This window comes from Pseudonocardia sp. ICBG162, from assembly GCF_020496225.1.
Classification (GTDB): domain Bacteria; phylum Actinomycetota; class Actinomycetes; order Mycobacteriales; family Pseudonocardiaceae; genus Pseudonocardia; species Pseudonocardia alni.
On sequence record NZ_JAHLJD010000023.1, the window covers coordinates 245,325 to 265,155 of the forward strand.

Below are 19,831 nucleotides of genomic sequence, written 5' to 3' on the forward strand. Positions count from 1 at the left end.
GCGTGAGTATCGCCCCGTCCGCCCCGCTCAAGCCCCGTATGCGGGGCTGGCTGCACCTGTGGAGCCTCGTCGGTTCCGTGTTCGCGTGCGCCGCGCTCATCAGTGTCGCGGGGGCGCTCGTCGGGGCCTCCGCGGCCGCGGCCACGGCCGTCTACACGCTGACCACGTTCGGCCTGTTCGGGATCAGTGCGCTGTACCACCGGCACACCTGGGTCGACCCGGCCCGGCGACGGCTGATGAAGCGCCTCGACCACTCGATGATCTTCCTGTTCATCGCGGGCACCTACACGCCGGTCTCGGTGCTGGCGCTCCCCGCGGCGACCGCCACCTGGGTGCTCGCCGTCGTCTGGGGCGGGGCGCTCGCCGGGGTCGCGCTCAAGCTCGCGTGGCCGACCGCGCCGGCCTGGGTCGGGGTGCCGATCTACGTCGCGCTCGGCTGGGTCGCGGTGTTCGTGCTGCCCGGGCTGCTGGCCGGCGGTGGCGTGGCCGCGCTCGTGCTGCTGCTCGCCGGCGGGGCCCTCTACACCGTCGGCGCGGTCATGTACGCGCTACGACGGCCCGACCCGTGGCCCGCGACGTTCGGCTACCACGAGTTCTTCCACGCCGCGACGGTGCTGGCCTGGGCCTGCCACCACGTCGCGATCTGGCTGGTGCTGCTGCGCTGACCCGCTGCGTCCGCGGGTCGGCGGCTCAGGAGCGGGCCGGTCCCGGCTCGCCGCGGTCGGTCGCGGTCCCGGATGCGGTGCCGGCCGGGTCGGATCCGCCCTCCGCGGTGTCCTCACCGTCGAAGGACTCCGGGAGCCGGGTGATCCGCTTGCTCATGTTGCGGATGAGGAAGACCGTCGCGAGCAGCAGGAGCAGCACGATCGCCAGCCCGGCGGGAGCCGCGTTGCCGAACTCGGGCAGCTGCCCGGGGGGCGGGGGCCGGTCCTGCATCGGGACGAGCAGGCCCGTCACGACCTGGTTCACCACAGCCGTCACGTTCTCGACCTGCACCGCCACGCGCCTCCGTACTCCGGTTCCCGGATCACCGGCACCACCCCGCAGCTGCGGGAGGGGCCGGTGACCAGGCTACCCGCGGAGCCCGCGCGCCCTCATCCGGCGCGACGGCGCTCCCCGCCGACCTCGACGGGGATGCCGGCGAACAGGTCGTCCTCCGGGACCTCGGTGTCGACCAGGGACTGGACCAGCTCGTAGTCCTCGGTGGGCCACACCCGGGCCTGCACCTCGAGCGGGGTGAAGAAGAACCTGCTGTCCGGGTCGATCTGGGTGGCGTGTGCGCGCAGCGCGTCGTCGCGCCGGCCGAACCAGTCCGAGCACGGGACCTTGGTGGTCACCCGGGTGCCGGGGTCGGGCCGGTCGCTCTTCCAGTTCTCCAGCCACTCCGCGTACGGCGACTCCTGGCCGGACTCGACGATCGCGTTGTGGAAGGCCTCCAGCCGGGCCTTGGAGAAGCCGTGGCCGTAGTACAGCTTCATCGGCTGCCACGGGGCCCCGGCCTCGGGGAAGCGTGCCGGGTCGCCCGCGGCCTCCCAGGCCGCCATCGAGATGACGTGGGTGCGGATGTGGTCCGGGTGCGGGTACCCGCCGTTCTCGTCGTAGGTGACGACCACGTGCGGGCGGAACTCGCGGATGACCTTCACCAGCGCCGCGGTCTGCTCCTCGACGTCACCCAGGGCGAAGCAGCCCTCGGGCAGCGGGGGCTTCGGGTCGCCCTCGGGCAGGCCGGAGTCGACGAAGCCGAGCCAGACGTGCTGCACGCCGAGGATCTCGGCGGCGCGGGCCATCTCGGCGTTGCGGACCGCGGTCATGTTCTCCAGGACGTCCGGCCGGTCCATCGCGGGGTTCAGGATGCTGCCCCGCTCACCGCCGGTGCAGGTCACGACCATGACCTCGTGACCCTCGTCGACGTACCGGGCGGTGGTCGCCGCGCCCTTCGACGACTCGTCGTCGGGGTGGGCGTGCACCGTCATCAACCGGGGACGCTCGCCGGGCGCCGGCGGCTGGACCGGGCGCGGGGCGGACGGGGTGTACTGCGTAGCCATCGGGGCGGGTTCCTCCACGGTCACCGGACTCGGGTCCCGCACCGGTGGTCTGCCGGCGGCGGGCGGCGAGGTCGTGCTCAGGGACGATCCTGGCAGAGGGGACCGACAGGAACCGCGCCGAGCACGGGCTCCGGCATCGGCAACGCCGTCACCCGCACCATCTGTTCCCGCCGGGGCGCCTGTCTGCGACGGACGGTTGACGCCGCCGCGGCCGGGGCGGCGGTGTGGCCGTCGACAACCCCGTTACCTGCGAATATTCCTCGACAGGGAACTATCCGGTACGCGCGCCCGTTCACCGAAAGGCTGCGATGAGCGGCACGCTCCGTGGTAAGGTGAGCCCCACACGACCCGCAGGCGGGTCGTGTTTTTCCTTACTCGGGGCGTGCCGCTCGGAGCCGCCACCCCCGTGTGCCCGCCGGGCGCCAGGCGTCCCGGCGGTGACACGTCCTGTTTTCCTGGAGGAGTTGATGACGGTGACGGACACCCAGGCCACCTGGCTGACCCAGGACGCCTACGACCGGCTGAAGGCCGAGCTGGACGGGTTGATCGAGAACCGGCCCGTCATCGCCGCGGAGATCAACGCCCGCCGCGAGGAGGGCGACCTCAAGGAGAACGGCGGCTACCACGCGGCGCGCGAGGAGCAGGGCCAGCAGGAGGCCCGGATCCGTCAGCTGCAGGAGCTGCTGCGCACCGCCCAGGTCGGCACCGCGCCGTCCAGCTCCGACGAGGCCTCCCCCGGCACCGTCCTCGAGATCCGCTACGAGGACGACGACGAGACCGAGAAGGTCCTGCTCGGCTCCCGCGAGGAGGGCAGCCACGGCGACCTGCAGGTCATCTCCCCGAACTCCCCGCTCGGCGCGGCGCTGCTCGGCGCGAAGCCGGGTGACACCCGCGAGTACCAGCTGCCCGACGGCGGAACCATGAAGGTGACGCTGGTGTCGGTGGAGGCCTTCACCGGCTGACCCACGACCACCCGCGGAACGGGCCCGGCCGGTCGGCCGGGCCCGTTCGCGTGTCGGAGCCGGTCGGAGCCGGTCGGAGCCGGTCTCCGAACGGGTCAGGGCGGTCGCAGCGGGCCAGGGCGGGTCAGGGCGTGGCGACGGCGTGCCCGGCCTCGCGCAGGTCGGCGACGATGGCGTCGCGGTGCTCGGGCCCCCGCGTCTCCACACTGAGCTCGACGTCGACCTCCCCCACCGCGAGCGCGCCGCTGATCCGCGAGTGCGCGACGTCGGTGACGTTGGCCCCGAGCCGACCGACCCGGGCAAGGAGCTCTGCGAGCGCGCCGGGGCGGTCGGGCATCCGCAGGTGCAGGGTGAGGTAGCGGGACGAGGCGACCAGCCCGTGCCGGATGACCTGCAGCAGCACGAGCGGGTCGACGTTGCCGCCGGACAGCACGCACACGACCGGTCCCGGCCAGCGGTCGGGCTGCTCCATCAGTGCGGCGACGGACGCGGCACCGGCCGGCTCGACGAGCATCTTCGCCCGTTCCAGGCAGTGCAGCAGCGCCGCGGACAACGCGTCCTCCGACACCGTGACCATCTCGTCGATCAGGCTGCTGACCTGAGCGAACGTCACGTCGCCCGGGCGTCCGACGGCGATCCCGTCGGCCATCGTGCGCATCCCGCCGACCGGCATCGGCTCACCCGCCGCCAGCGACGACGGCCAGGCCGCGGCACCCGCGGCCTGCACCCCGACGATCCGGATGTCCGGGCGGGCGGCGCGCAGGACCGCCGCGGTCCCGCCGAGCAGCCCACCGCCGCCCGCGGAGATCAGCACGGTGCCGGCGTCGGGGACCTGGTCGAGGATCTCGCAGCCGACGGTGCCCTGACCGGCGATGATGTCGGGGTGGTCGAAGGGGTGCACGAACACCGCACCCGACCGTTCGGCGGCCGCGGTGGCGGCCGTGACGGCCTCGTCGACGGTGCGGCCGGTGAGCACGACCTCGGCGCCGTAGCCGCGGGTCGCGTCGACCTTGGGCAGCGCCGCCCGCTCGGGCATGTACACGGTGGCGCGCACGCCCAGCAGCCGTGCGGCGAGCGCGACGCCCTGGGCGTGGTTGCCCGCCGACGCCGCGACGACGCCGCCTGCGCGCTCGTCGTCGGAGAGGCGGGCGATGCGGGTGTAGGCACCGCGGATCTTGAACGAGCCGGTGCGCTGCAGGTTCTCGCACTTCAGCCGGACCGGGGTACCGGTCAGGTCGGACAGGGCGCGGGCACCGGCGACGGGCGTGGTGCGCACGACGCCGGAGAGCAGTTCGCGGGCGGAGAGCACGTCGTCGGCGGTGACCGGGGGGATGACGGGGGCGGCCATCCCGGCAGTCTCGCACCGCCCCGGGTAACCTCGCCGATGTCTCACCGGGCGTGACGTCTCCTGCGCGCCCGGTGTCGGGAGGGACTCGCGAATGACGCGTCTGCGCACGACAGCACCGCTGCTGCTGGCCGCCGGACTGGCCGCGCTCGCGGTGGCGACCGTGCACGACGCGGGCTGCGCCGACCCGGGCCGCTACGAGGCCCGCGGCGACGGCACGTGGTCGCTGGTCGGCGGCTGCGTGGACCCGGGTGACCTGGTCATCCCGCCGCCGCCGGTGGTCCAGCCCCCCGCGCCGTCGCCGGAGCAGTCGCGCAGCTGAGCCCGCCCGGCGCCGCTACCGGACCGCGTCGAGCGCGGCCCGCAGGTCGTCGAGCAGGTCGTCGGCGTCCTCGATGCCGACCGACAGCCGGACCAGCGAGTCCGGCACCTCGAGCATCGACCCCGCGGTCGAGGCGTGGGTCATCTCGCCCGGGTGCTCGATCAGCGACTCGACCCCGCCCAGCGACTCGGCGAGGGTGAACAGCCGGGTGCCCGCGCAGATCCGCAGCGCCGCGTCGCGCCCGCCCGCGGCGAGGAACGACACCATCCCGCCGAACCGGCGCATCTGCTTGGCCGCGACCTCGTGACCGGGGTGCCCGGGCAGGCCCGGGTAGAGCACCGAGGCCACCGCGGGGTGCGCGGAGAGCATCTCGGCGACGCGCTCGGCGTTGTCGCAGTGGCGCTCCATGCGCACCGCGAGGGTCTTCGCGCCGCGCAGGGTCAGCCACGCGTCGAACGGGCCGGGCACCGAGCCGGTGGAGTTCTGGACGAACGCGATCTGCTCGGACAGCGCGTCGTCGTCGGTGACCAATGCACCGCCGACGACGTCGGAGTGGCCGCCGACGTACTTGGTCGTGGAGTGCACGACGACGTCGGCGCCCAGCGCCAGCGGCGTCTGCAGGTACGGCGAGGCGAAGGTGTTGTCGACGACGAGCCGCGCGCCCGCCTCGTGCGCCACCCCGGCCAGCGCCGCGATGTCGGCGATGCCGAGCAGCGGGTTGGTCGGGGTCTCGCACCACACGACCCTGGTCGTGGGCCGCAGCGCCGCGCGCAGGGCGTCGTGGTCGGCGAGGTCGACCGGGGTGTGCTCGACGCCGAACCCGGACAGCACCTTGTCGACCAGCCGGAACGTGCCGCCGTATGCGTCGTGCGGGATGACCAGGTGGTCACCGGGCTTGAGCAGGATCCGCAGCAGCGTGTCCGTCGCCCCCATCCCGGAGCCGAACGCGTGCGCGTGCCGGCCGCCCTCCAGGGCGGCGAGCTGGTCCTGCAGCACGGTCCGGGTCGGGTTGGCGCTGCGGGAGTACTCGTACCCCCCGCGGGTCCCGCCGACGCCGTCCTGGGCGTAGGTCGAGCTGGTGTGGATCGACGTCGTGACCGCGCCGGTCGTCGGGTCCGGGACCTGGCCGGCGTGGATCGCGCGCGTGGAGAAGCCCTGCATGGGCGCCGAGGCTACTCCCGGCGCCCGTGCGGGCCGGATCAGGCGTTGCCGCCGAGGAAGGCGATCACGTCGGACCGGGTGACGACGCCCGCGGGCTTGCCGTCCTCCAGCACCAGCGCGGCGTCGGCCTTGGCGAAGGCCTCCATCGCGTCCTGCACCGACTCGCCGGCGCCGAGGGTCGGCAGCGGCTCGGACATGTGGTCCTCGAGCCGGTCCGAGAGCTTGGCCCGCCCGGTGAACAGCGCGTCGAGCAGGTCGCGCTCGCTGACCGACCCGGCGACCTCGGCCGCCATGACCGGCGGCTCCGCCTTGACCACCGGCATCTGGGAGACACCGAACTCGCGCAGGTAGAGCGCGGCGTCGGCGACGGTCTCGTTGGGGTGGGCGTGCACCAGCGCGGGCAGCGCGCCGTCCTTGCGCCGCAGCACGTCGCCGATGGTCGCGCCCTGCGACGGCGGGAGGAAGCCGTAGCTGGCCATCCAGCGGTCGTTGAAGACCTTGCCGAGGTAGCCGCGGCCACCGTCGGGCAGCAGCACGACGACCACCGCGTCCGCGGGCAGCGTCGCGGCCACCCGCAGGGCGGCGACGGTCGCCATCCCGCAGGAACCGCCGACGAGCAGCGCCTCCTCGCGGGCGAGGCGGCGGGTCATCTCGAAGGAGTCGGCGTCGGAGACGGCGACGATCTCGTCGCAGACGTCGCGGTCGTAGGTGGTCGGCCAGAAGTCCTCGCCGACGCCCTCGACCAGGTAGGGGCGCCCGGTGCCGCCGGAGTAGACCGAGCCCTCCGGGTCTGCGCCGATGATCCGCACGGCGCCGTCCGACTTCTCCTTGAGGTACCGCCCGATGCCCGAGATGGTGCCGCCGGTGCCGATCCCCGCCACGAAGTGGGTGATCCGGCCCTCGGTCTGCTCCCAGATCTCCGGGCCGGTCGAGTGGTAGTGCGACTCGGGGTTGGCCGGGTTCGCGTACTGGTTGGGCTTCCAGGCGCCCTCGATCTCCCGGACCAGCCGGTCGGAGGTCTGGTAGTAGGAGTCGGGGTGCTCGGGGTCGACCGCCGTCGGGCACACCACGACCTCCGCGCCGTAGGCCTTGAGGACGTTGCGCTTGTCCTCCCCGACCTTGTCCGGGCACACGAAGACGCAGTGGTAGCCCTTGCGCTGGGCGACCATCGCCAGCCCGACCCCGGTGTTGCCCGAGGTCGGCTCGACGATCGTGCCGCCCGGGCGCAGCTCACCGGAGGCCTCGGCGGCCTCGACCATCCGCAGGGCGATGCGGTCCTTCACCGATCCACCGGGGTTCAGGTACTCGACCTTGGCCAGGACCGGCGGGGCGATGCCCTCGGCCGTCGCTCCCAGCCGGACGAGGGGCGTGTTCCCGACCAGGTCGACGACGTGCTCGACGTAGCGCATGCACGCATCCTCGCACCGCTCACTCGCGCGAGACCTCGTGCATCCCGCCACCGGGGGTCCACCAGCGCACCACGAGACGGTTCCGCTCGTCGTTCAGCCCGGTCCAGACGACCTCGGTGAGATCGACGCGGAACGCGTCCCCGGTGACCGGCCCGGACAGCGGGCCCTGCAGCACCGCCCGGCCGGACACCTTCAGGTCGCCGTCCCCGAGGTCGCCGCCGGACTGGTCGGCCGGTGCGGCGTGCAGCGCGAACCGCGGGTCCCGCCGCAGGTCGGAGCCCTTCCGGGCGCCCGGCATCGACCCGAAGGAGAGCTCGGTGTCACCGCCGGCGTCGTCCAGGACCACCTCGATCCCGGAGACGCGCGGTGACCCGTCGGCGCGCAGCGTCGCGATCACGAGCGCGATCCCTCGCCGCAGGATCCGCTCGGACAGGTCGGCGAACGCGGGCTCGGCCCGCCGGAAGTCTCCCCACGACGTCATGGACCAGAGCATGCCGCGGACCCCTGACGGTTTCGTCACGCCGTCTCCCGATCATCGGTTACCGACGAGTAGGGTCTGATGGAGAGGTACCTGCGATGGAGGAGGACGTCCCATGCCCGAAGCCGTGATCGTCGCCGCGGCCCGGTCCCCGATCGGCCGCGCCAACAAGGGCTCCCTGGCCGGGATGCGCCCGGACGACCTGACCGTACAGATGGTCCGCGCCGCCCTGGGCCAGGTCCCGCAGCTGGACCCGGCCGAGATCGACGACCTGATGCTCGGCTGCGGCCTGCCCGGCGGGGAGCAGGGCAACAACCTGGCCCGGATCGTCGCGATCCAGCTCGGCTACGACTCGCTGCCCGGCACCACCATCACCCGGTACTGCTCGTCGTCGCTGCAGACGACCCGGATGGCGCTGCACGCGATCAAGGCCGGTGAGGGCGACGTGTTCGTCTCCGCCGGTGTCGAGACCGTCTCCCGCTTCTCCCGCGGCACGTCGGACTCCTGGCCGGACACGCACAACCCGCTGTTCGCCGACGCCGAGGCCCGCACCGCCGGGACCGCGGAGAAGGGCGCCGAGAGCTGGACCGACCCGCGTGACCAGAGCCTCCTGCCGGACGCCTACATCTCCATGGGGCAGACCGCGGAGAACCTGGCCCGGTACAAGGACGTGTCCCGCGAGGACATGGACCGCTTCGCGGTGCAGTCGCAGAACCGCGCGGAGAAGGCCATCGCCGACGGCTTCTTCGCGCGCGAGATCACCCCGGTGACGCTGCCCGACGGCACGGTCGTCGACACCGACGACGGCCCCCGCCCCGGCACCACCTACGACAAGATCTCGCAGCTCAAGCCGGTCTTCCGCCCGGACGGCCGGATCACCGCCGGCAACGCGTGCCCGCTCAACGACGGCGCCGCCGCCCTGGTGATCATGTCCGACACGAAGGCCGAGCAGCTCGGCGTCACGCCGCTGGCCCGGGTCGTCTCGACCGGTGTCACGGGGCTGTCGCCGGAGATCATGGGCTACGGCCCGGTCGAGGCCTCCCAGCAGGCGCTGCACCGCGCCGGGCTCACGATCGACGACATCGACCTGGTCGAGATCAACGAGGCCTTCGCCGCGCAGGTGCTGCCCAGCGCCCGCGACCTGGGCATCGACGAGGCCAAGCTGAACGTGCACGGCGGCGCGATCGCGCTGGGCCACCCGTTCGGCATGACTGGCGCCCGCATCACGACGACCCTGATGAACGGCCTGCGCAGCACCGGCGGCCGCTACGGGCTCGAGACGATGTGCGTCGGCGGCGGCCAGGGCATGGCGCTGGTGATCGAGAACCTCGCCTGACCCACGGCGTCCCACGAACGGGCCGGTCCGCCTCGCGCGGGCCGGCCCGTCGGCGTCACGGGGTCAGGCCGCGTGGCCGGGCGGGTCGATGCGCACGCCGGTGGCCTCGATCTCGGCCTCGGTCCGCAGCCGGGCGAACTCCCGGTCGGCGTCGAGCGCGCCCTGGGTCCCGCCCGCCTCGACGTGGGCGCGCAGCGGCGGGTCCTCGACGCCGACGGCCCGACAGACGTCGAGCAGGACGTCGTCGTAGGCGGCCAGCAGCGCCAGGCGCCGGACGCGGGTGGCCGGCTGCGGCCCGCGGCGCAGCCGGTCGAGGCGGCGCAGGTCGGCGACGAGCCGTTCCAGCGGCGGCCCGATCGGGCGCGGCGGAGCCGGGCGGCGGTGTCGCGCGGCGACCCAGCGCACCAGGCGGGGCAGGCGCACCAGCAGCCCCACCAGCACCGCGGGCCCGAACGCGATCCCCAGGAGGATGGCGATCCCGGTGACGACCGGGTCGTTCCCGGGCACGTCACCGACGCTACGACTCCCGGCCCCGCCGGGCCACCCCCGGACACGACGACGCCGCGGACACCGGAGGTGTCCGCGGCGCGCGCGACCGGAGGGGGCGATTCCGGCCGCACCCGGCCCTCACGGGCCGGGTCGTGGGTGACCGGTCAGTCCTGGCGCAGGTAGCTCAGCAGGCGCAGGATCTCGATGTAGAGCCAGACGATGGTGGTCATGAGCCCGAACGCGAGGTACCAGGAGTACTTCGCCGGGACACCGGCCTTGACCGCGTTGTCCGCGGCGTCGAAGTCGAGCAGCAGGCTGAACGCCGCCACACCGATCACGACGACCGAGAACAGGATGGCCAGCGGGCCGCCGTCACGGAGGCCGAGGCCGCCGTCGGTGAAGAAGCCAGCCACCAGGTTCGCCAGCATGAGGACGACGACGCCGATCAGCGCGCCCATCATCCACTTGGTGAACCGCGGGGTGACCCGGACGGCACCGGTCTTGTAGACGACCAGCATCCCGAAGAACACACCGGCGGTGCCGATCACGGCCTGGACGCCGATGCCCCGGAGGTTCGGGTCCATCTGCATGAACCCGGTGATGCCGCCGAGGGCGACACCCATCGAGCCGGAGTAGAGCAGCGTCAGGACGGCGCTGGGCTTCTGCCTGAAGATGACGATCAGGGACACGACGAACCCGACGATGAACGCGGGCAGCGCCAGGATGTACAGCCCCGACAGCACGGTCAGGGTGCCCGCGACCAGAGCCAGGGCAGCGCTGATGGCGGTCTTCTGGACGACGTCGTCGACCGTGATCGGCCGGCCCGTGTCCTGGGTGGCCTGGGTCGGGTCGACGTAGGACGACTGGGAGCCGGCCATCGCGGCGCCCCCGCCCATCATGCCGCCACCCGAGCGGTCGAACGTGGCGTAGCCGCCCTGCTGCTGTGTGGGCAGGTTGCGGAACGCCGGGTTGCTCGTGGAGCGCACCTGGATCCTCCTCGACGGACGTGTGCGGGGCCCACCTCTGGCAGGCCCTCACACGTGTGCAACGCCGAGGGAGCGCCGGGGGTTCCCGCTGGTAAAAGAAAATCTACCGCGTCCGGGGCCTCCGGCGTCAGCCCCGTCTCCCACAACGGGCGACGATCACCGTCCCGGGTGTCTCACCTGCGGGAACGTCGACGTCGGCGGCAGCGGTTCGGCACGCACCGCCGGCATCTCGGGCGTGGTGTCGAAGCGACGGTCGTCGGCGGTGTCGGCACGCCCGTCGGACAGCGGCGCGTCACCGCGCATCTCGGCGCGGATCAGCGCGGGCCAGCGTCCGACCGAGCCGAGCGCGGCCACCGCGGCACGACGGCTCGCGGGACTGACCAGGGCGACGACGACGAGCAGCGCGACGGCGACGACCACCACGCTGCCGGAACCCGGAACGAACACGGGCGTACCTCCTCGCAGAAGCGGGCGCCCGGCCGGGGGCAGCCGGACCCACCCTCGCGTCGTACAACGATCCCGTGGCGGGTCGGTCACGGGCCGTCACCTCGCAGCGGGCGCACCCGGGCGGGCCGCACTACTGTCGGCGCCTCCGGCGACGACACCTCCGTCGCCCCCAGTGAAAGGACGGTCCGGACATGTGGGCCCTGCTCTCCCGGCACCTGCGCGTGTGGCTGCTCCTGGCGGTCGGTGCACCGCTGCTGGCCTGGCTCCTGGGCAAGATCGGCGACGCGGTCGAGCGACGCCGCGGCCCCAACACCCTCAGCAAGCTGACCCGCTCCGGCCGCCGCTACCTGGAGCGGCGCACCCGGGGACCGCTGCGCCGCCACGAGCAGACCGACCCGGAGCGGCTCGCCCGCTGACGGGTCCCGCTCCGGTACCGGACGACTCAGGCCGGCAGGACCCGGCGCAGGCCCCAGCCGCGCCGGCGGGCGGGACGCCGCGACGTCTCCTCCGCCGGTGGCGTCGGGTCGAGCTGCACGCAGCGGGCGCACGGGGTCCCGGCGACGTCGATCAGCGGGGCCGGGGACACCAGGTGGCCGCACAGCGCCGCGTACCGGCCGGTCCGCATCGAGTGCGGTGCACAGAGTTCCGCGTCGGTCACCTTGTGTGCACGACCGTCGAGAACGGACGTCACCGTGAGGACATCGGGTCCGCCGGCCTCGTTCGTCCGTCCGGCGGTCACGACGACATCCACCCGACGGCAGATCCGTGCGTCGACCGGCGCATTCTCGGACCCCCTCAGCGTGTCGGTCGTTCCATCGTCACGGATGACACGTGCGGATGCAAGATCGCCTGCACAGTCTTTCGACACTCTCCGCAGTCAAACGGACGCAGCGGACACATCCGGAGGCCCTCCATGTCCCACCCGAACGGCACGCGCGCAGCAGATCTCGGCCCCGTGACGTGGCGCCGCCCGGCCGGCGGGGCCACCGACGGGCAGAACGTGGAGTTCGCCGTCCTGGACGACGGCCAGGTCGCCGTCCGCAACGCCCGCGACCCCGAGGGCCCGGTGCTCGTCTACACCCCGGCCGAGATCTCCGCGTTCGTCGACGGCGCCAAGAAGGGCGAGTTCGACGACATGGTCGACCCCTTCCGCGACTGAGCCGGGCTCAGGGCAGCAGCGGGTCCGCCTCGCGCCACAGCCGGGCGACGACCTCGGACGCCGGGTCGGTCGTCGCACGTCCGGCGGCCTGCCCGGCCCAGTGGTTGACCCGGTCGACCGCGCCGGGCTCACCCGCGCGGTAGCGGGCCACCAGGCGTCGCTGATGGGGGTAGGGCGCCGGGGCCGGGGCGCCCGGCACGGTCCAGGCGCGGACGTAGTCGGTGGCGACGCCGCGGGCCAGCCGGCCGGTGTAGGCACGGGTGGTCGTCGTGCCGGTGGGGTCGAGGCCGTCGAGCCGGGCGGACCAGCCGTCGTCGATCCCGGCCTCGGGGCTGCGCAGCAGCGCCGTCCCCACCTGCACCGCGCTCGCGCCGAGGGTGAGCGCGGCGGCCAGGGCCCGGCCGTCGCCGATCGCGCCGGCGGCGACCACCGGGACACCGACGGCGTCGGCCACCCACGGGACGAGCGCGAGCAGCCCGACCGAGACGGCCTCGGCGTCGGCGGGGTCGGTGGTCCCGCGGTGCCCGCCGGCCTCCATGCCCTGCACGACGACGGCGTCCGCCCCCCGCCCGCTCCGCCGCGAGGGCCTCGGCGCGGGTCGTGACCGTCGCGAACCAGGCGCAGCCCGCACCGTGCACCGCGGCGACCTGCTCGGCCGTGAACAGCCCCATGATCGTCGAGACGGCCGCGGGCCGGGCCGCCAGGACGGCGGCGAGCTGGTCGGAGAACGACGGTCCGGTGCCGCCGGCCGGTGCGGGTGTGCCGCCCAGGCTGTCGAGGTAGGCGGTCTGCAGGCCCACGTCGTCGTCGGCCGGCGGGTCGGGGATCCACAGGTTGAGCTGGAACGGCGCGGTCCCGGCGAGCGCGCGGAAGCGGGCGGCCCAGTCGGCGATCGCCTCCGGGGTGTCGTTCACGACGCCCGCGGCACCCATGCCGCCCGCCGCGGCCACCGCGGCCGCCAGCTCCGGTGGGCAGGCCCCGGCCATCGGGGCCTCCAGGACGGGCACCCGCAGCCCGTGGCGTGTGCAGAAGGACTCGGCCCGGCTCCGTGCGCTCACCGCCCTGAGTGTGCCATTGCACCGCGGGTGGACCGGGGCGCCGCGGACGGGAAGGATCGGCCCCGTCCCCGCCCCGCAGTGCGAAGGAGCCCGCTCCCCCTCATGACCGGACCCTCGTTCCTCGAGCAGCTGCGTGCCCACGCCCCGGAGCTGCTGCCCTCGCACCTCCCGCGCGACCCCGCCCAGCGGGTCCCCGCCGACCTGGACGTCCCGCACGGCACCACGATCATCGCCCTGACCTGGGCCGACGGTGTCCTGCTCGCCGGTGACCGGCGCGCCACCTCCGGCAACCTCATCGCCCAGAAGGACCTGGTGAAGGTCGTCGGGATCGACGACACCTCCGCCGCCGGGTTCGCCGGGTCGGTCGGGCACGCGCTGCAGATGCTGAAGATGTTCGCGGCCGAGGTGGAGCAGTACGAGAAGGTCGAGGGCGCGCCGATCAGCCAGGACGGCAAGGTCCGCAGGCTGTCGAGCATCGTGCGGGAGAACCTGGGCGCGGCGATGCAGGGCTTCGTCGCGCTCCCGCTGTTCGTCGGCTACGACCCGACCGACCCCGACCCGGTCCGCATCGTCACCTACGACCCGACCGGCAGCATCAAGCGCGCCCGGTCCGGCTACGTCGGCATCGGGTCCGGCTCGCAGTTCGCCGAGGCGTCGCTGAAGAAGCGGCACGATCCGGGCGTCGACCGGGCCGGCGCGATCGCGCTCGCGGTCAACGCGCTGTGGGACGCCGCCGACGACGACACCGCCACCTCGGGCCCCGACCTCACCCGGGCGATCTTCCCGAACCTGATCACGGTGACCGCCGACGGCGTCGAGGAGATCGGCGTCGACGAGGTCCGGGCGGCGACCGAGCGGATGCTCGCCGAGCGGGCGGAGCGTCCCGGCGGCTGATCCGGCGGGTCAGGGCCGGGGCGGGCCGCCGGCCCGACCGATGATCTCCTCGACGACCGGACCCTTGGCGTCGGCGTAGAGGTTCATGTCGGCCCACTCCCGTCCGGCGAGGCCGCGCTTGTGCGCCTCGTAGCGCGCCCGCTCGTCGTCGTGGGCGCGGAGCCGGTCGCGGAACACCAGGTAGCGGGTGATCTCCGGGCTGCCCTGTGCGTAGCAGTGCAGGTTCACCGGCAGGTCCCCGACGGCGCCGCGCAGGCAGCGGTGCCCGGGCTCGCGGACCCGCAGGTCGTAGCCGTCGGCGAGCAGGTCGGACAGGTAGGCCGCCTCGTCGTCGGGATCGTCGAGCGCCACGACGACGTCGATCACCGGCTTCGCCGCGAGCCCCGGCACCGCGGTGGATCCGATGTGCTCGATCCGGTGGGCCCGCTCCCCCAGCGCCGCACGCAGCCGGGCCGCCGCCGCGTCGAAGGCGGCGGGCCAGGCCGGGTCGGGCTCGGCGAGCTCGACGACGACCGGACGCATCCCCTGCACGAGTGCCCGGTTCAGCTCGTCGTGGCGTCTGGTCACGGCGGCGAGCATGCGGGCAGACTGCCTCGGTGTCCACGCTGCGCTCGGTCGCCCCGGTCTTCGCCACCACCGATCTCGACCGGTGGCTGGACCGCTACCGGGCGCTCGGGTTCACCGTCGAGCGCTACGACGACGGTTACGGCTTCGCCGTCCTCGGCGGCGTCGAACTTCACGTCTCGGTGCTGCCCGACCACGACCCGGCCCGCACCGCGGGTTGCGCCTACCTGCACGTCGACGACGCCGACGCGCTCCACACCCGCTGGTCCGCCGTGGCCGGCGGCCGCGAGGTGGCACCGGTCGACACCTCCTACGGGCTGCGCGAGGGCGCGCACCACGACCCGGACAACAACCTGCTGCGCTACGGCTCGCCGCGGCAGGACTGACCGGGTCAGCCCGCCTTCTCCCGCCGGTCCGCCACCACGACCACGATCACGGCGGCCACGAGCAGGACCGCGGGGTAGGCCCACGGCAGCGCCGGCGCGTCGCCGACCACCAAGGACCACAGGCCGATCCGGCCGGTGACCAGGTACTGCAGCAGCGGGATCACGCCGAGGACCACCCCGAGGAACCCGGCGACGTTCTGTGCCGTCTTCACATGCCCTCCCTGGGTTACGATGCACTCGCATTGCAACAGCCTCCGGCGCACTCTGTCAATGCGACCGCATTGCTACGGTGGCGCCGTGCCCCGCTCCGTCGACCACGACGCCCGACGCTCCGAGATCGCCGACGCCGTGCTCGCGCTCGTCGCGCGGTCGGGCACCGAGGCGGTCTCACTGCGCTCGGTCGCGGCCGAGGCCGGCATCTCGATGGGCCGCGTCCAGCACTACTTCGCCAGCAAGGACGCACTGCTGCTGCACGCCCTGGACCGGTCGCACCGGCAGATGGAGGAGAGGATCGAGGCCAGGGCCCGGGCCGTGGGCGGCGGCGACCGGACCGTCCTCGCCACGATCCTCGACGAGCTGCTCGGTGAGCACCCGCGGACCCGCGACGCGCTGCGCATCCACGCCGCCTTCGCCACCCGTGAGGTCGACGAGCGCGCGCGGGCGATCCTCACCGACGGCGACGACGAGATCCGCGCCCTCGCCGTCCGGGTCGTCGCCGACGCCGGGTCGTCCGACCCCGACACCGACGCGCACGCCCTGCTCGCCCTGACGGCCGGGCTCAGCACGGAGGTCGCGCTGCACGGCGCCCCCGTCGACCGCGCCCGGCGGACCCTGGCCGCGATGCTCGACCGGCTCGCCCCCGCCACGGCGCGCGGACCGGCCGGCGACCCGGAATGATCCGGGCGGTGCGCCCCTGGTTCCCGCTCCTCGCCGGTTCGGTGTTCTACGCGTTCGCCCTGGTGTGGGCGGCCGGCGAGCTGCCCGAGGACGGGGTACCGCTGCACTTCGACCTCACGGGCGTGCCGACCGCGTTCGGCAGCCGCGCCTGGTTCCTGACGCTCGGCACCCTGTTCGGGCTGCTCGTCGCCGGGATCGGTGCCGGGCTCTACCGCCTGGTCGCGACGGGCCCGCTGGCGCGGGTGTCGGTGCCGCACCGCGACTACTGGATGCGGCCGCAGCGGGTCGGACGGCTGCGCCACATGCTCGCCGAGGACATGGGCCGGACCTTCGGCGCGACGCTGTTCCTGCTCACCGTGGTCCCGGTGACGGCGGTGTACGCCACCCGCACCGATCCGCCGCGGCTGCCGGTCGGACCGGTCTGGGTGGTGCTGGCGCTGCTCGTCGCCGGGATCGTCGGGTACTGCGTCTACCTGGCGCGCTACCGGTACCGCCCGGCCTGAGCGCCCGTGATCACCGGTTGTGGAGCGCAGCGACCGCCTCGCGAACGCTCCGCTCCACAACCGGTGATCACGCGTCGGCGACGGGCTGGCGCAGGATGGTGCGCAGCTTCTCCGGGGCGGTCCGGCGCGGGTCGCCGAGGTAGATCTCGTGGTGGCGGCCGGTCATGCGCAGCCCGTGCTCCGGGATGAACTCGGTGTGGATGCGGTGCAGGAGCGGGGCCTCGTCGTCGTAGGGGCCGACGTGCAGGGCCTGCACGCAGCGGCCCTCCGACAGCGGCGCGAACCGGACGTCGTCGATCCGTTCCGGCGCCTTCTTCCGCCGGACGGTGGCGACGGCGTCGTCGACCATCGCCTCGGGCACCCAGTCCGGGATCATGATCATCATGGTCCACGACCAGCGGGTCTTGTCCCGGGACAGGGTGAAGGAGTCCATGTCCTCGGCCCACCAGAGCCCCTCCAGGGGCATCACGACGTGGTCGCGCCCGAGCTCGCGCCTGCTGGCGAACTTGCAGGTGTAGGCGACCGGGTACAGCGCCTCGACCGCCGCCGTGTAGACGGGCGTGTTCGGGTCGCCGTGACCGTCGATCATGAGGAACCGCAGGTCGGGGACGTCGACCAGCTCGGGGGTGTCGCGGCGCGCGGCGTAGCAGGACAGCTCGCGCTTGAGGTCCACCGTCGTCGGCACGACCCCATCCTGGCGGAGGTGCGCGCGGTACGGGAAGGTGCTGCGGTGGCACGGATCGGACCGGGGGACGTCACCCTCACCATGGCCGACCTGCGGGTCGTGACCCGGTTCGCCGCGGAGTGCGCCGCCGAGGCCCTCCCCCTGTTCGACGGGCCCGACGACGGCCGCCCCCGCGCGGCGCTCGACGCGGCGTGGGCCTTCGCCGACGGCGCCGAGCGGTCGCGGCTGCAGCGGGTGACCGCCGTCGACGCGGCGCGGGCGGCGAAGGAGGCCCGCACCCCGGCCGGCAGGCACGCCGCGCTGGCCGCCGCGGACGCCGCCGCGTCCGCCTACCTGCACCCGCTGGCGAAGGCCACCCAGGTCGGCCACATCCTGCGCGCGGCCGCGCACGCCGCCCACGCCGTCGAACTGGCCGACGGCGACGCGCCCCGCAGCGGCGACGCGCAGCTCGACGGCGTGGGCGGCGGCGCGCGACACCGGAGCTGGTCGACGTCCTGTGCCGCTACCCGCGCGCGGCGGCCGGCAGCAGCCGCGTCGCCGCGCTGACCACCGCACTGGACGACGCGCTGCGCGACCGATGAGTCCGGGGCCGCGCGGCGGTCCCTCCTGCATGCTGATCGTCGCGGGCCACCTGCTCACCGACCCTGCCGACCGGGACGCCCTCGTCGCCGAGGGGACGCGGGCGGTCGCGCTCGCGCGCTCGGCCCCGGGCTGCCTGGACTTCGCCCTGACCGCGGACACCCTGGACCCGGCGCGGGTGAACGTCTACGAGCGCTGGGCGTCGGAGGAGGAGCTGCTCGCGTTCCGCGGCTCCGGGCCGGACGGGGACACCGCGGCCCGGATCCTGGGCGCGGACGTGCGGCGCTACGCCATCTCCTCCGTCGGCGACGCCTGACGCTCACGCGCCGCGGGCGACCCCGGCGGGTGCGGCCTTCGCGAACGCCTCCGGCGTCCCGGGTCAGGGCACGCTCCCGTCGACGGTCGTCGCGAGCCGGCGCAGGAACCGCACGACGACGTCGGCCTCCGCGGGCGACAGGTCCCGGCAGACCTCGTCCATCCGGCGCACAAGCGGGATCCAGGCCTCGAGGTTGGCCCGGCGGGCGGCGTCGGTGGCGGTGATGGCCACCCGTCGCCGGTCGACGCGGTCGCGGACGCGCTCGGCGTGCCCGGCGCGTTCGAGCCGGTCGACCAGCGCCGTCGCGGACGCCGACCGGATCCCCAGCCGGTTGCCCAGCTCGACCACCCCCATCGGCCCGAACTGGACGAGCAGGCCGACCGCGGTCATGTCGGTGACGTTCTGCCCGGTGGCCTGGGCCGTCCGGCCCGCCAGCTGCTGGGTCGCGGCGACCAGGTCGCGGACCGCGAGGGTCACCTCACCCAGCTCCGAGAGGTCGTCCGGACCCGTCTGCACACCATCGGCCATGCGGGTGAGTACACCACTCGACTTGCCGCCAGTCCATCTAGTCGCTAGTTTCTCTACTTATACGACGCCGAGGGAGACCCGATGAGCCCGCACGCCCTGATCTCCGGAGCCGGTATCGCCGGCCCGGCGCTGGCCCACCAGCTGCACGCCCGCGGCTGGCGCACGACCGTCGTCGAGCGGGCCACCGAGCTCCGCGAGGACGGCCAGAACGTCGACGTCCGCGGCACCGCCCGCGAGGTCGTCCGCCGGATGGGGCTGGAGGAGGAGATCCTCGCCGCCGGCACCCGCGAGGAGGGCACCCGCTTCGTCGACGACACAGGCCGCCCGGTCGCTGAGTTCGCCGCGGGCCGCGACGACACCCGCGGTCTGACCGCGGAGGCCGAGATCCTGCGCGGCACGCTCGCGCGGCTGCTGCACGACCGCACCCGCACCGGCACGGACTACCGCTTCGGCGACCGCATCGTCGACGTCCGGCAGGACACCGAGGGGGTCACCGCCACGCTGGAGCGCGGCGGCACCGTCGAGGCCGACGTCCTCGTCGTCGCCGACGGCACCCGGTCCCGCACCCGTGACCTGGTGTTCGACGACGTCGTCCTGGAGGAGCTCGGCCTCTACGCGGCCTACCTGACCATCCCCCGCACGGCCGACGACGACCGCTGGTGGACCGTCCTCAACGCCACCGGCTCCCGCGGCGTGAGCCTGCGTCCCGACGACCGCGGCACCACCCGCGCCGCCCTGACCTTCCTCAGCGGGGTGCGCGGGCTGGAGGCGCTCGCCCCGGAGTCCCGGACGGCCGTCCTGCGCCGCACCTTCGCCGACGCGGGCTGGCAGACCTCGCGCGTGCTCGACGCACTCGACGCGCCGTACTACATGGACGCGATCGCCCGGGTGCACGCGCGGAGCTGGAGCGCCGGGCGGGTGGTCCTCCTCGGCGACGCCGCGTGGTCCACCGGGCCGTTCGGCACCGGCACCAGCCTGGCTCTGACCGGCGCCTACGTGCTGGCCGCGGAGCTCGCGGACGGCTCCGACCACCGGTCCGCCCTGGCCCGCTACGAGCAGGTCGTGCGGCCCTTCGCGATGAAGGCCCAGGGTGTCACGGCCACCCAGCTCCGCGCCGCCAACCCGAGCAGCCGACTGGGACTCGCGACCCAGCGGGCGGTGCTGCGGGTGGCCGCGTCGGCGCCGCTGCAGCCGCTGGTGGAGCGGCTGGCCGCACCGCCCGCCGACACGATCACGCTGCCCGCGCGGTACGGGTCGCCGGCGCCGGCCCGCGTGGCCTGAC

General features: G+C 74.1%; 28 protein-coding genes and 1 pseudogene. 13 read left to right on the plus strand and 16 right to left on the minus strand.

Features of this window, described 5'->3' with window-relative positions; all coding sequences use genetic code 11:
- Positions 1-38 precede the first annotated feature (38 nt).
- Positions 39-665, plus strand: coding sequence for a hemolysin III family protein (locus tag KPL60_RS23485; RefSeq protein ID WP_226367289.1), 627 nt, complete (start codon positions 39-41; stop codon positions 663-665).
- Positions 666-690: 25 nt separating this feature from the next.
- On the opposite strand, the gene KPL60_RS23490 is transcribed toward KPL60_RS23485, so the two are convergent.
- Both KPL60_RS23490 and mca read right to left on the minus strand, forming a co-directional pair.
- Entirely contained in the window at positions 691-1,002 is a 312-nt protein-coding gene (locus tag KPL60_RS23490; RefSeq protein WP_083658998.1) for a hypothetical protein, read from the minus strand.
- A gap of 92 nt (positions 1,003-1,094) precedes the next feature.
- Positions 1,095-2,045 carry a mycothiol conjugate amidase Mca gene (gene mca / locus KPL60_RS23495; RefSeq protein ID WP_374228741.1) on the minus strand — a complete coding sequence of 317 codons (951 nt, stop codon included), beginning with the start codon at positions 2,043-2,045 and terminating at the stop codon, positions 1,095-1,097.
- Positions 2,046-2,518: 473 nt separating this feature from the next.
- On the opposite strand from mca, the gene greA reads away from it, so the two are divergent.
- A complete protein-coding gene (greA, locus tag KPL60_RS23500; RefSeq protein WP_174525543.1) occupies positions 2,519-3,007 on the plus strand; it encodes a transcription elongation factor GreA in 489 nt (162 codons plus the stop codon).
- A 124-nt stretch (positions 3,008-3,131) separates the two neighbouring features.
- On the opposite strand, the gene ilvA is transcribed toward greA, so the two are convergent.
- Positions 3,132-4,355 carry a threonine ammonia-lyase gene (gene ilvA / locus KPL60_RS23505; RefSeq protein ID WP_226355239.1) on the minus strand — a complete coding sequence of 408 codons (1,224 nt, stop codon included), beginning with the start codon at positions 4,353-4,355 and terminating at the stop codon, positions 3,132-3,134.
- Positions 4,356-4,446: 91 nt separating this feature from the next.
- On the opposite strand from ilvA, the gene KPL60_RS23510 reads away from it, so the two are divergent.
- A complete protein-coding gene (locus KPL60_RS23510; protein WP_073577681.1) occupies positions 4,447-4,674 on the plus strand; it encodes a hypothetical protein in 228 nt (75 codons plus the stop codon).
- Between the two features lie 15 nt (positions 4,675-4,689).
- Here the strand turns inward: KPL60_RS23510 and KPL60_RS23515 are convergent, their stop codons facing one another.
- Genes KPL60_RS23515 through KPL60_RS23525 form a run of 3 tightly spaced genes read right to left on the minus strand, consistent with a single transcriptional unit; the run spans position 4,690 to position 7,725 of the window.
- Complete coding sequence (locus KPL60_RS23515; RefSeq protein WP_226367215.1) at positions 4,690-5,835, minus strand: cystathionine gamma-synthase; 1,146 nt, start codon at positions 5,833-5,835, stop codon at positions 4,690-4,692.
- A gap of 38 nt (positions 5,836-5,873) precedes the next feature.
- Positions 5,874-7,244 (minus strand): cystathionine beta-synthase, encoded by a 1,371-nt coding sequence (locus KPL60_RS23520; protein WP_226367216.1) that lies wholly within the window; start codon positions 7,242-7,244, stop codon positions 5,874-5,876.
- Positions 7,245-7,263: 19 nt separating this feature from the next.
- Positions 7,264-7,725 carry a pyridoxamine 5'-phosphate oxidase family protein gene (locus KPL60_RS23525; RefSeq protein ID WP_226355236.1) on the minus strand — a complete coding sequence of 154 codons (462 nt, stop codon included), beginning with the start codon at positions 7,723-7,725 and terminating at the stop codon, positions 7,264-7,266.
- A gap of 112 nt (positions 7,726-7,837) precedes the next feature.
- Between KPL60_RS23525 and KPL60_RS23530 the strand changes: the two genes are divergently transcribed.
- Positions 7,838-9,058, plus strand: coding sequence for an acetyl-CoA C-acetyltransferase (locus KPL60_RS23530; RefSeq protein ID WP_226367217.1), 1,221 nt, complete (start codon positions 7,838-7,840; stop codon positions 9,056-9,058).
- A gap of 63 nt (positions 9,059-9,121) precedes the next feature.
- Here KPL60_RS23530 and KPL60_RS23535 read toward each other — a convergent pair whose 3' ends face one another.
- From KPL60_RS23535 to KPL60_RS23545, 3 genes are all read right to left on the minus strand, one after another.
- Positions 9,122-9,565, minus strand: coding sequence for a hypothetical protein (locus tag KPL60_RS23535; protein WP_226367218.1), 444 nt, complete (start codon positions 9,563-9,565; stop codon positions 9,122-9,124).
- 146 nt (positions 9,566-9,711) lie between these two features.
- Positions 9,712-10,533: a Bax inhibitor-1/YccA family protein gene (locus tag KPL60_RS23540; protein ID WP_226367219.1), complete on the minus strand. Its 822-nt coding sequence runs from the start codon at positions 10,531-10,533 to the stop codon at positions 9,712-9,714.
- Positions 10,534-10,689: 156 nt separating this feature from the next.
- Positions 10,690-10,980: a hypothetical protein gene (locus KPL60_RS23545; protein WP_226367220.1), complete on the minus strand. Its 291-nt coding sequence runs from the start codon at positions 10,978-10,980 to the stop codon at positions 10,690-10,692.
- A gap of 191 nt (positions 10,981-11,171) precedes the next feature.
- Here KPL60_RS23545 and KPL60_RS23550 point away from each other — a divergent pair, with 191 nt between their 5' ends.
- Entirely contained in the window at positions 11,172-11,396 is a 225-nt protein-coding gene (locus KPL60_RS23550) for a hypothetical protein (RefSeq protein ID WP_062400338.1), read from the plus strand.
- Positions 11,397-11,422: 26 nt separating this feature from the next.
- On the opposite strand, the gene KPL60_RS23555 is transcribed toward KPL60_RS23550, so the two are convergent.
- Positions 11,423-11,719, minus strand: coding sequence for a hypothetical protein (locus KPL60_RS23555; protein WP_226367221.1), 297 nt, complete (start codon positions 11,717-11,719; stop codon positions 11,423-11,425).
- Between the two features lie 174 nt (positions 11,720-11,893).
- On the opposite strand from KPL60_RS23555, the gene KPL60_RS23560 reads away from it, so the two are divergent.
- Complete coding sequence (locus tag KPL60_RS23560; protein ID WP_226367222.1) at positions 11,894-12,139, plus strand: DUF397 domain-containing protein; 246 nt, start codon at positions 11,894-11,896, stop codon at positions 12,137-12,139.
- Positions 12,140-12,146: 7 nt separating this feature from the next.
- Here KPL60_RS23560 and KPL60_RS34015 read toward each other — a convergent pair whose 3' ends face one another.
- Together KPL60_RS34015 and KPL60_RS35205 are read right to left on the minus strand one after the other, a co-directional pair.
- Positions 12,147-12,677, minus strand: coding sequence for a nitronate monooxygenase (locus tag KPL60_RS34015; protein ID WP_255656479.1), 531 nt, complete (start codon positions 12,675-12,677; stop codon positions 12,147-12,149).
- An 85-nt stretch (positions 12,678-12,762) separates the two neighbouring features.
- A pseudogene (locus tag KPL60_RS35205) lies at positions 12,763-13,125 on the minus strand (nitronate monooxygenase); the annotation flags it as partial.
- A gap of 174 nt (positions 13,126-13,299) precedes the next feature.
- Between KPL60_RS35205 and prcB the strand changes: the two are divergent.
- Positions 13,300-14,091, plus strand: a complete 792-nt coding sequence (prcB, locus tag KPL60_RS23570) for a proteasome subunit beta (protein WP_226367223.1) — start codon at positions 13,300-13,302, stop codon at positions 14,089-14,091.
- Between the two features lie 9 nt (positions 14,092-14,100).
- On the opposite strand, the gene KPL60_RS23575 is transcribed toward prcB, so the two are convergent.
- Positions 14,101-14,658, minus strand: coding sequence for a GrpB family protein (locus tag KPL60_RS23575; protein WP_226367224.1), 558 nt, complete (start codon positions 14,656-14,658; stop codon positions 14,101-14,103).
- Between the two features lie 29 nt (positions 14,659-14,687).
- On the opposite strand from KPL60_RS23575, the gene KPL60_RS23580 reads away from it, so the two are divergent.
- A complete protein-coding gene (locus KPL60_RS23580) occupies positions 14,688-15,041 on the plus strand; it encodes a VOC family protein (protein ID WP_226367225.1) in 354 nt (117 codons plus the stop codon).
- Between the two features lie 5 nt (positions 15,042-15,046).
- Here the strand turns inward: KPL60_RS23580 and KPL60_RS23585 are convergent, their stop codons facing one another.
- Positions 15,047-15,253 (minus strand): hypothetical protein, encoded by a 207-nt coding sequence (locus tag KPL60_RS23585; RefSeq protein ID WP_226367226.1) that lies wholly within the window; start codon positions 15,251-15,253, stop codon positions 15,047-15,049.
- Positions 15,254-15,338: 85 nt separating this feature from the next.
- Here KPL60_RS23585 and KPL60_RS23590 point away from each other — a divergent pair, with 85 nt between their 5' ends.
- Positions 15,339-15,938, plus strand: coding sequence for a TetR/AcrR family transcriptional regulator (locus KPL60_RS23590; RefSeq protein WP_226367227.1), 600 nt, complete (start codon positions 15,339-15,341; stop codon positions 15,936-15,938).
- A gap of 8 nt (positions 15,939-15,946) precedes the next feature.
- Entirely contained in the window at positions 15,947-16,441 is a 495-nt protein-coding gene (locus tag KPL60_RS23595) for a hypothetical protein (RefSeq protein ID WP_226367228.1), read from the plus strand.
- A gap of 67 nt (positions 16,442-16,508) precedes the next feature.
- Here KPL60_RS23595 and KPL60_RS23600 read toward each other — a convergent pair whose 3' ends face one another.
- On the minus strand, positions 16,509-17,126 hold the full coding sequence (locus tag KPL60_RS23600; RefSeq protein ID WP_226367229.1) for a GyrI-like domain-containing protein: 618 nt from the start codon (positions 17,124-17,126) through the stop codon (positions 16,509-16,511).
- 45 nt (positions 17,127-17,171) lie between these two features.
- On the opposite strand from KPL60_RS23600, the gene KPL60_RS23605 reads away from it, so the two are divergent.
- Positions 17,172-17,672 carry a putative immunity protein gene (locus tag KPL60_RS23605; RefSeq protein WP_226367230.1) on the plus strand — a complete coding sequence of 167 codons (501 nt, stop codon included), beginning with the start codon at positions 17,172-17,174 and terminating at the stop codon, positions 17,670-17,672.
- 64 nt (positions 17,673-17,736) lie between these two features.
- On the plus strand, positions 17,737-18,021 hold the full coding sequence (locus tag KPL60_RS23610) for a putative quinol monooxygenase (RefSeq protein WP_226355223.1): 285 nt from the start codon (positions 17,737-17,739) through the stop codon (positions 18,019-18,021).
- Positions 18,022-18,084: 63 nt separating this feature from the next.
- Here the strand turns inward: KPL60_RS23610 and KPL60_RS23615 are convergent, their stop codons facing one another.
- Positions 18,085-18,549 carry a MarR family winged helix-turn-helix transcriptional regulator gene (locus tag KPL60_RS23615; RefSeq protein ID WP_226355222.1) on the minus strand — a complete coding sequence of 155 codons (465 nt, stop codon included), beginning with the start codon at positions 18,547-18,549 and terminating at the stop codon, positions 18,085-18,087.
- Positions 18,550-18,630: 81 nt separating this feature from the next.
- On the opposite strand from KPL60_RS23615, the gene KPL60_RS23620 reads away from it, so the two are divergent.
- A complete protein-coding gene (locus KPL60_RS23620; RefSeq protein ID WP_226367231.1) occupies positions 18,631-19,830 on the plus strand; it encodes an FAD-dependent monooxygenase in 1,200 nt (399 codons plus the stop codon).
- Position 19,831: the final 1 nt, after the last annotated feature.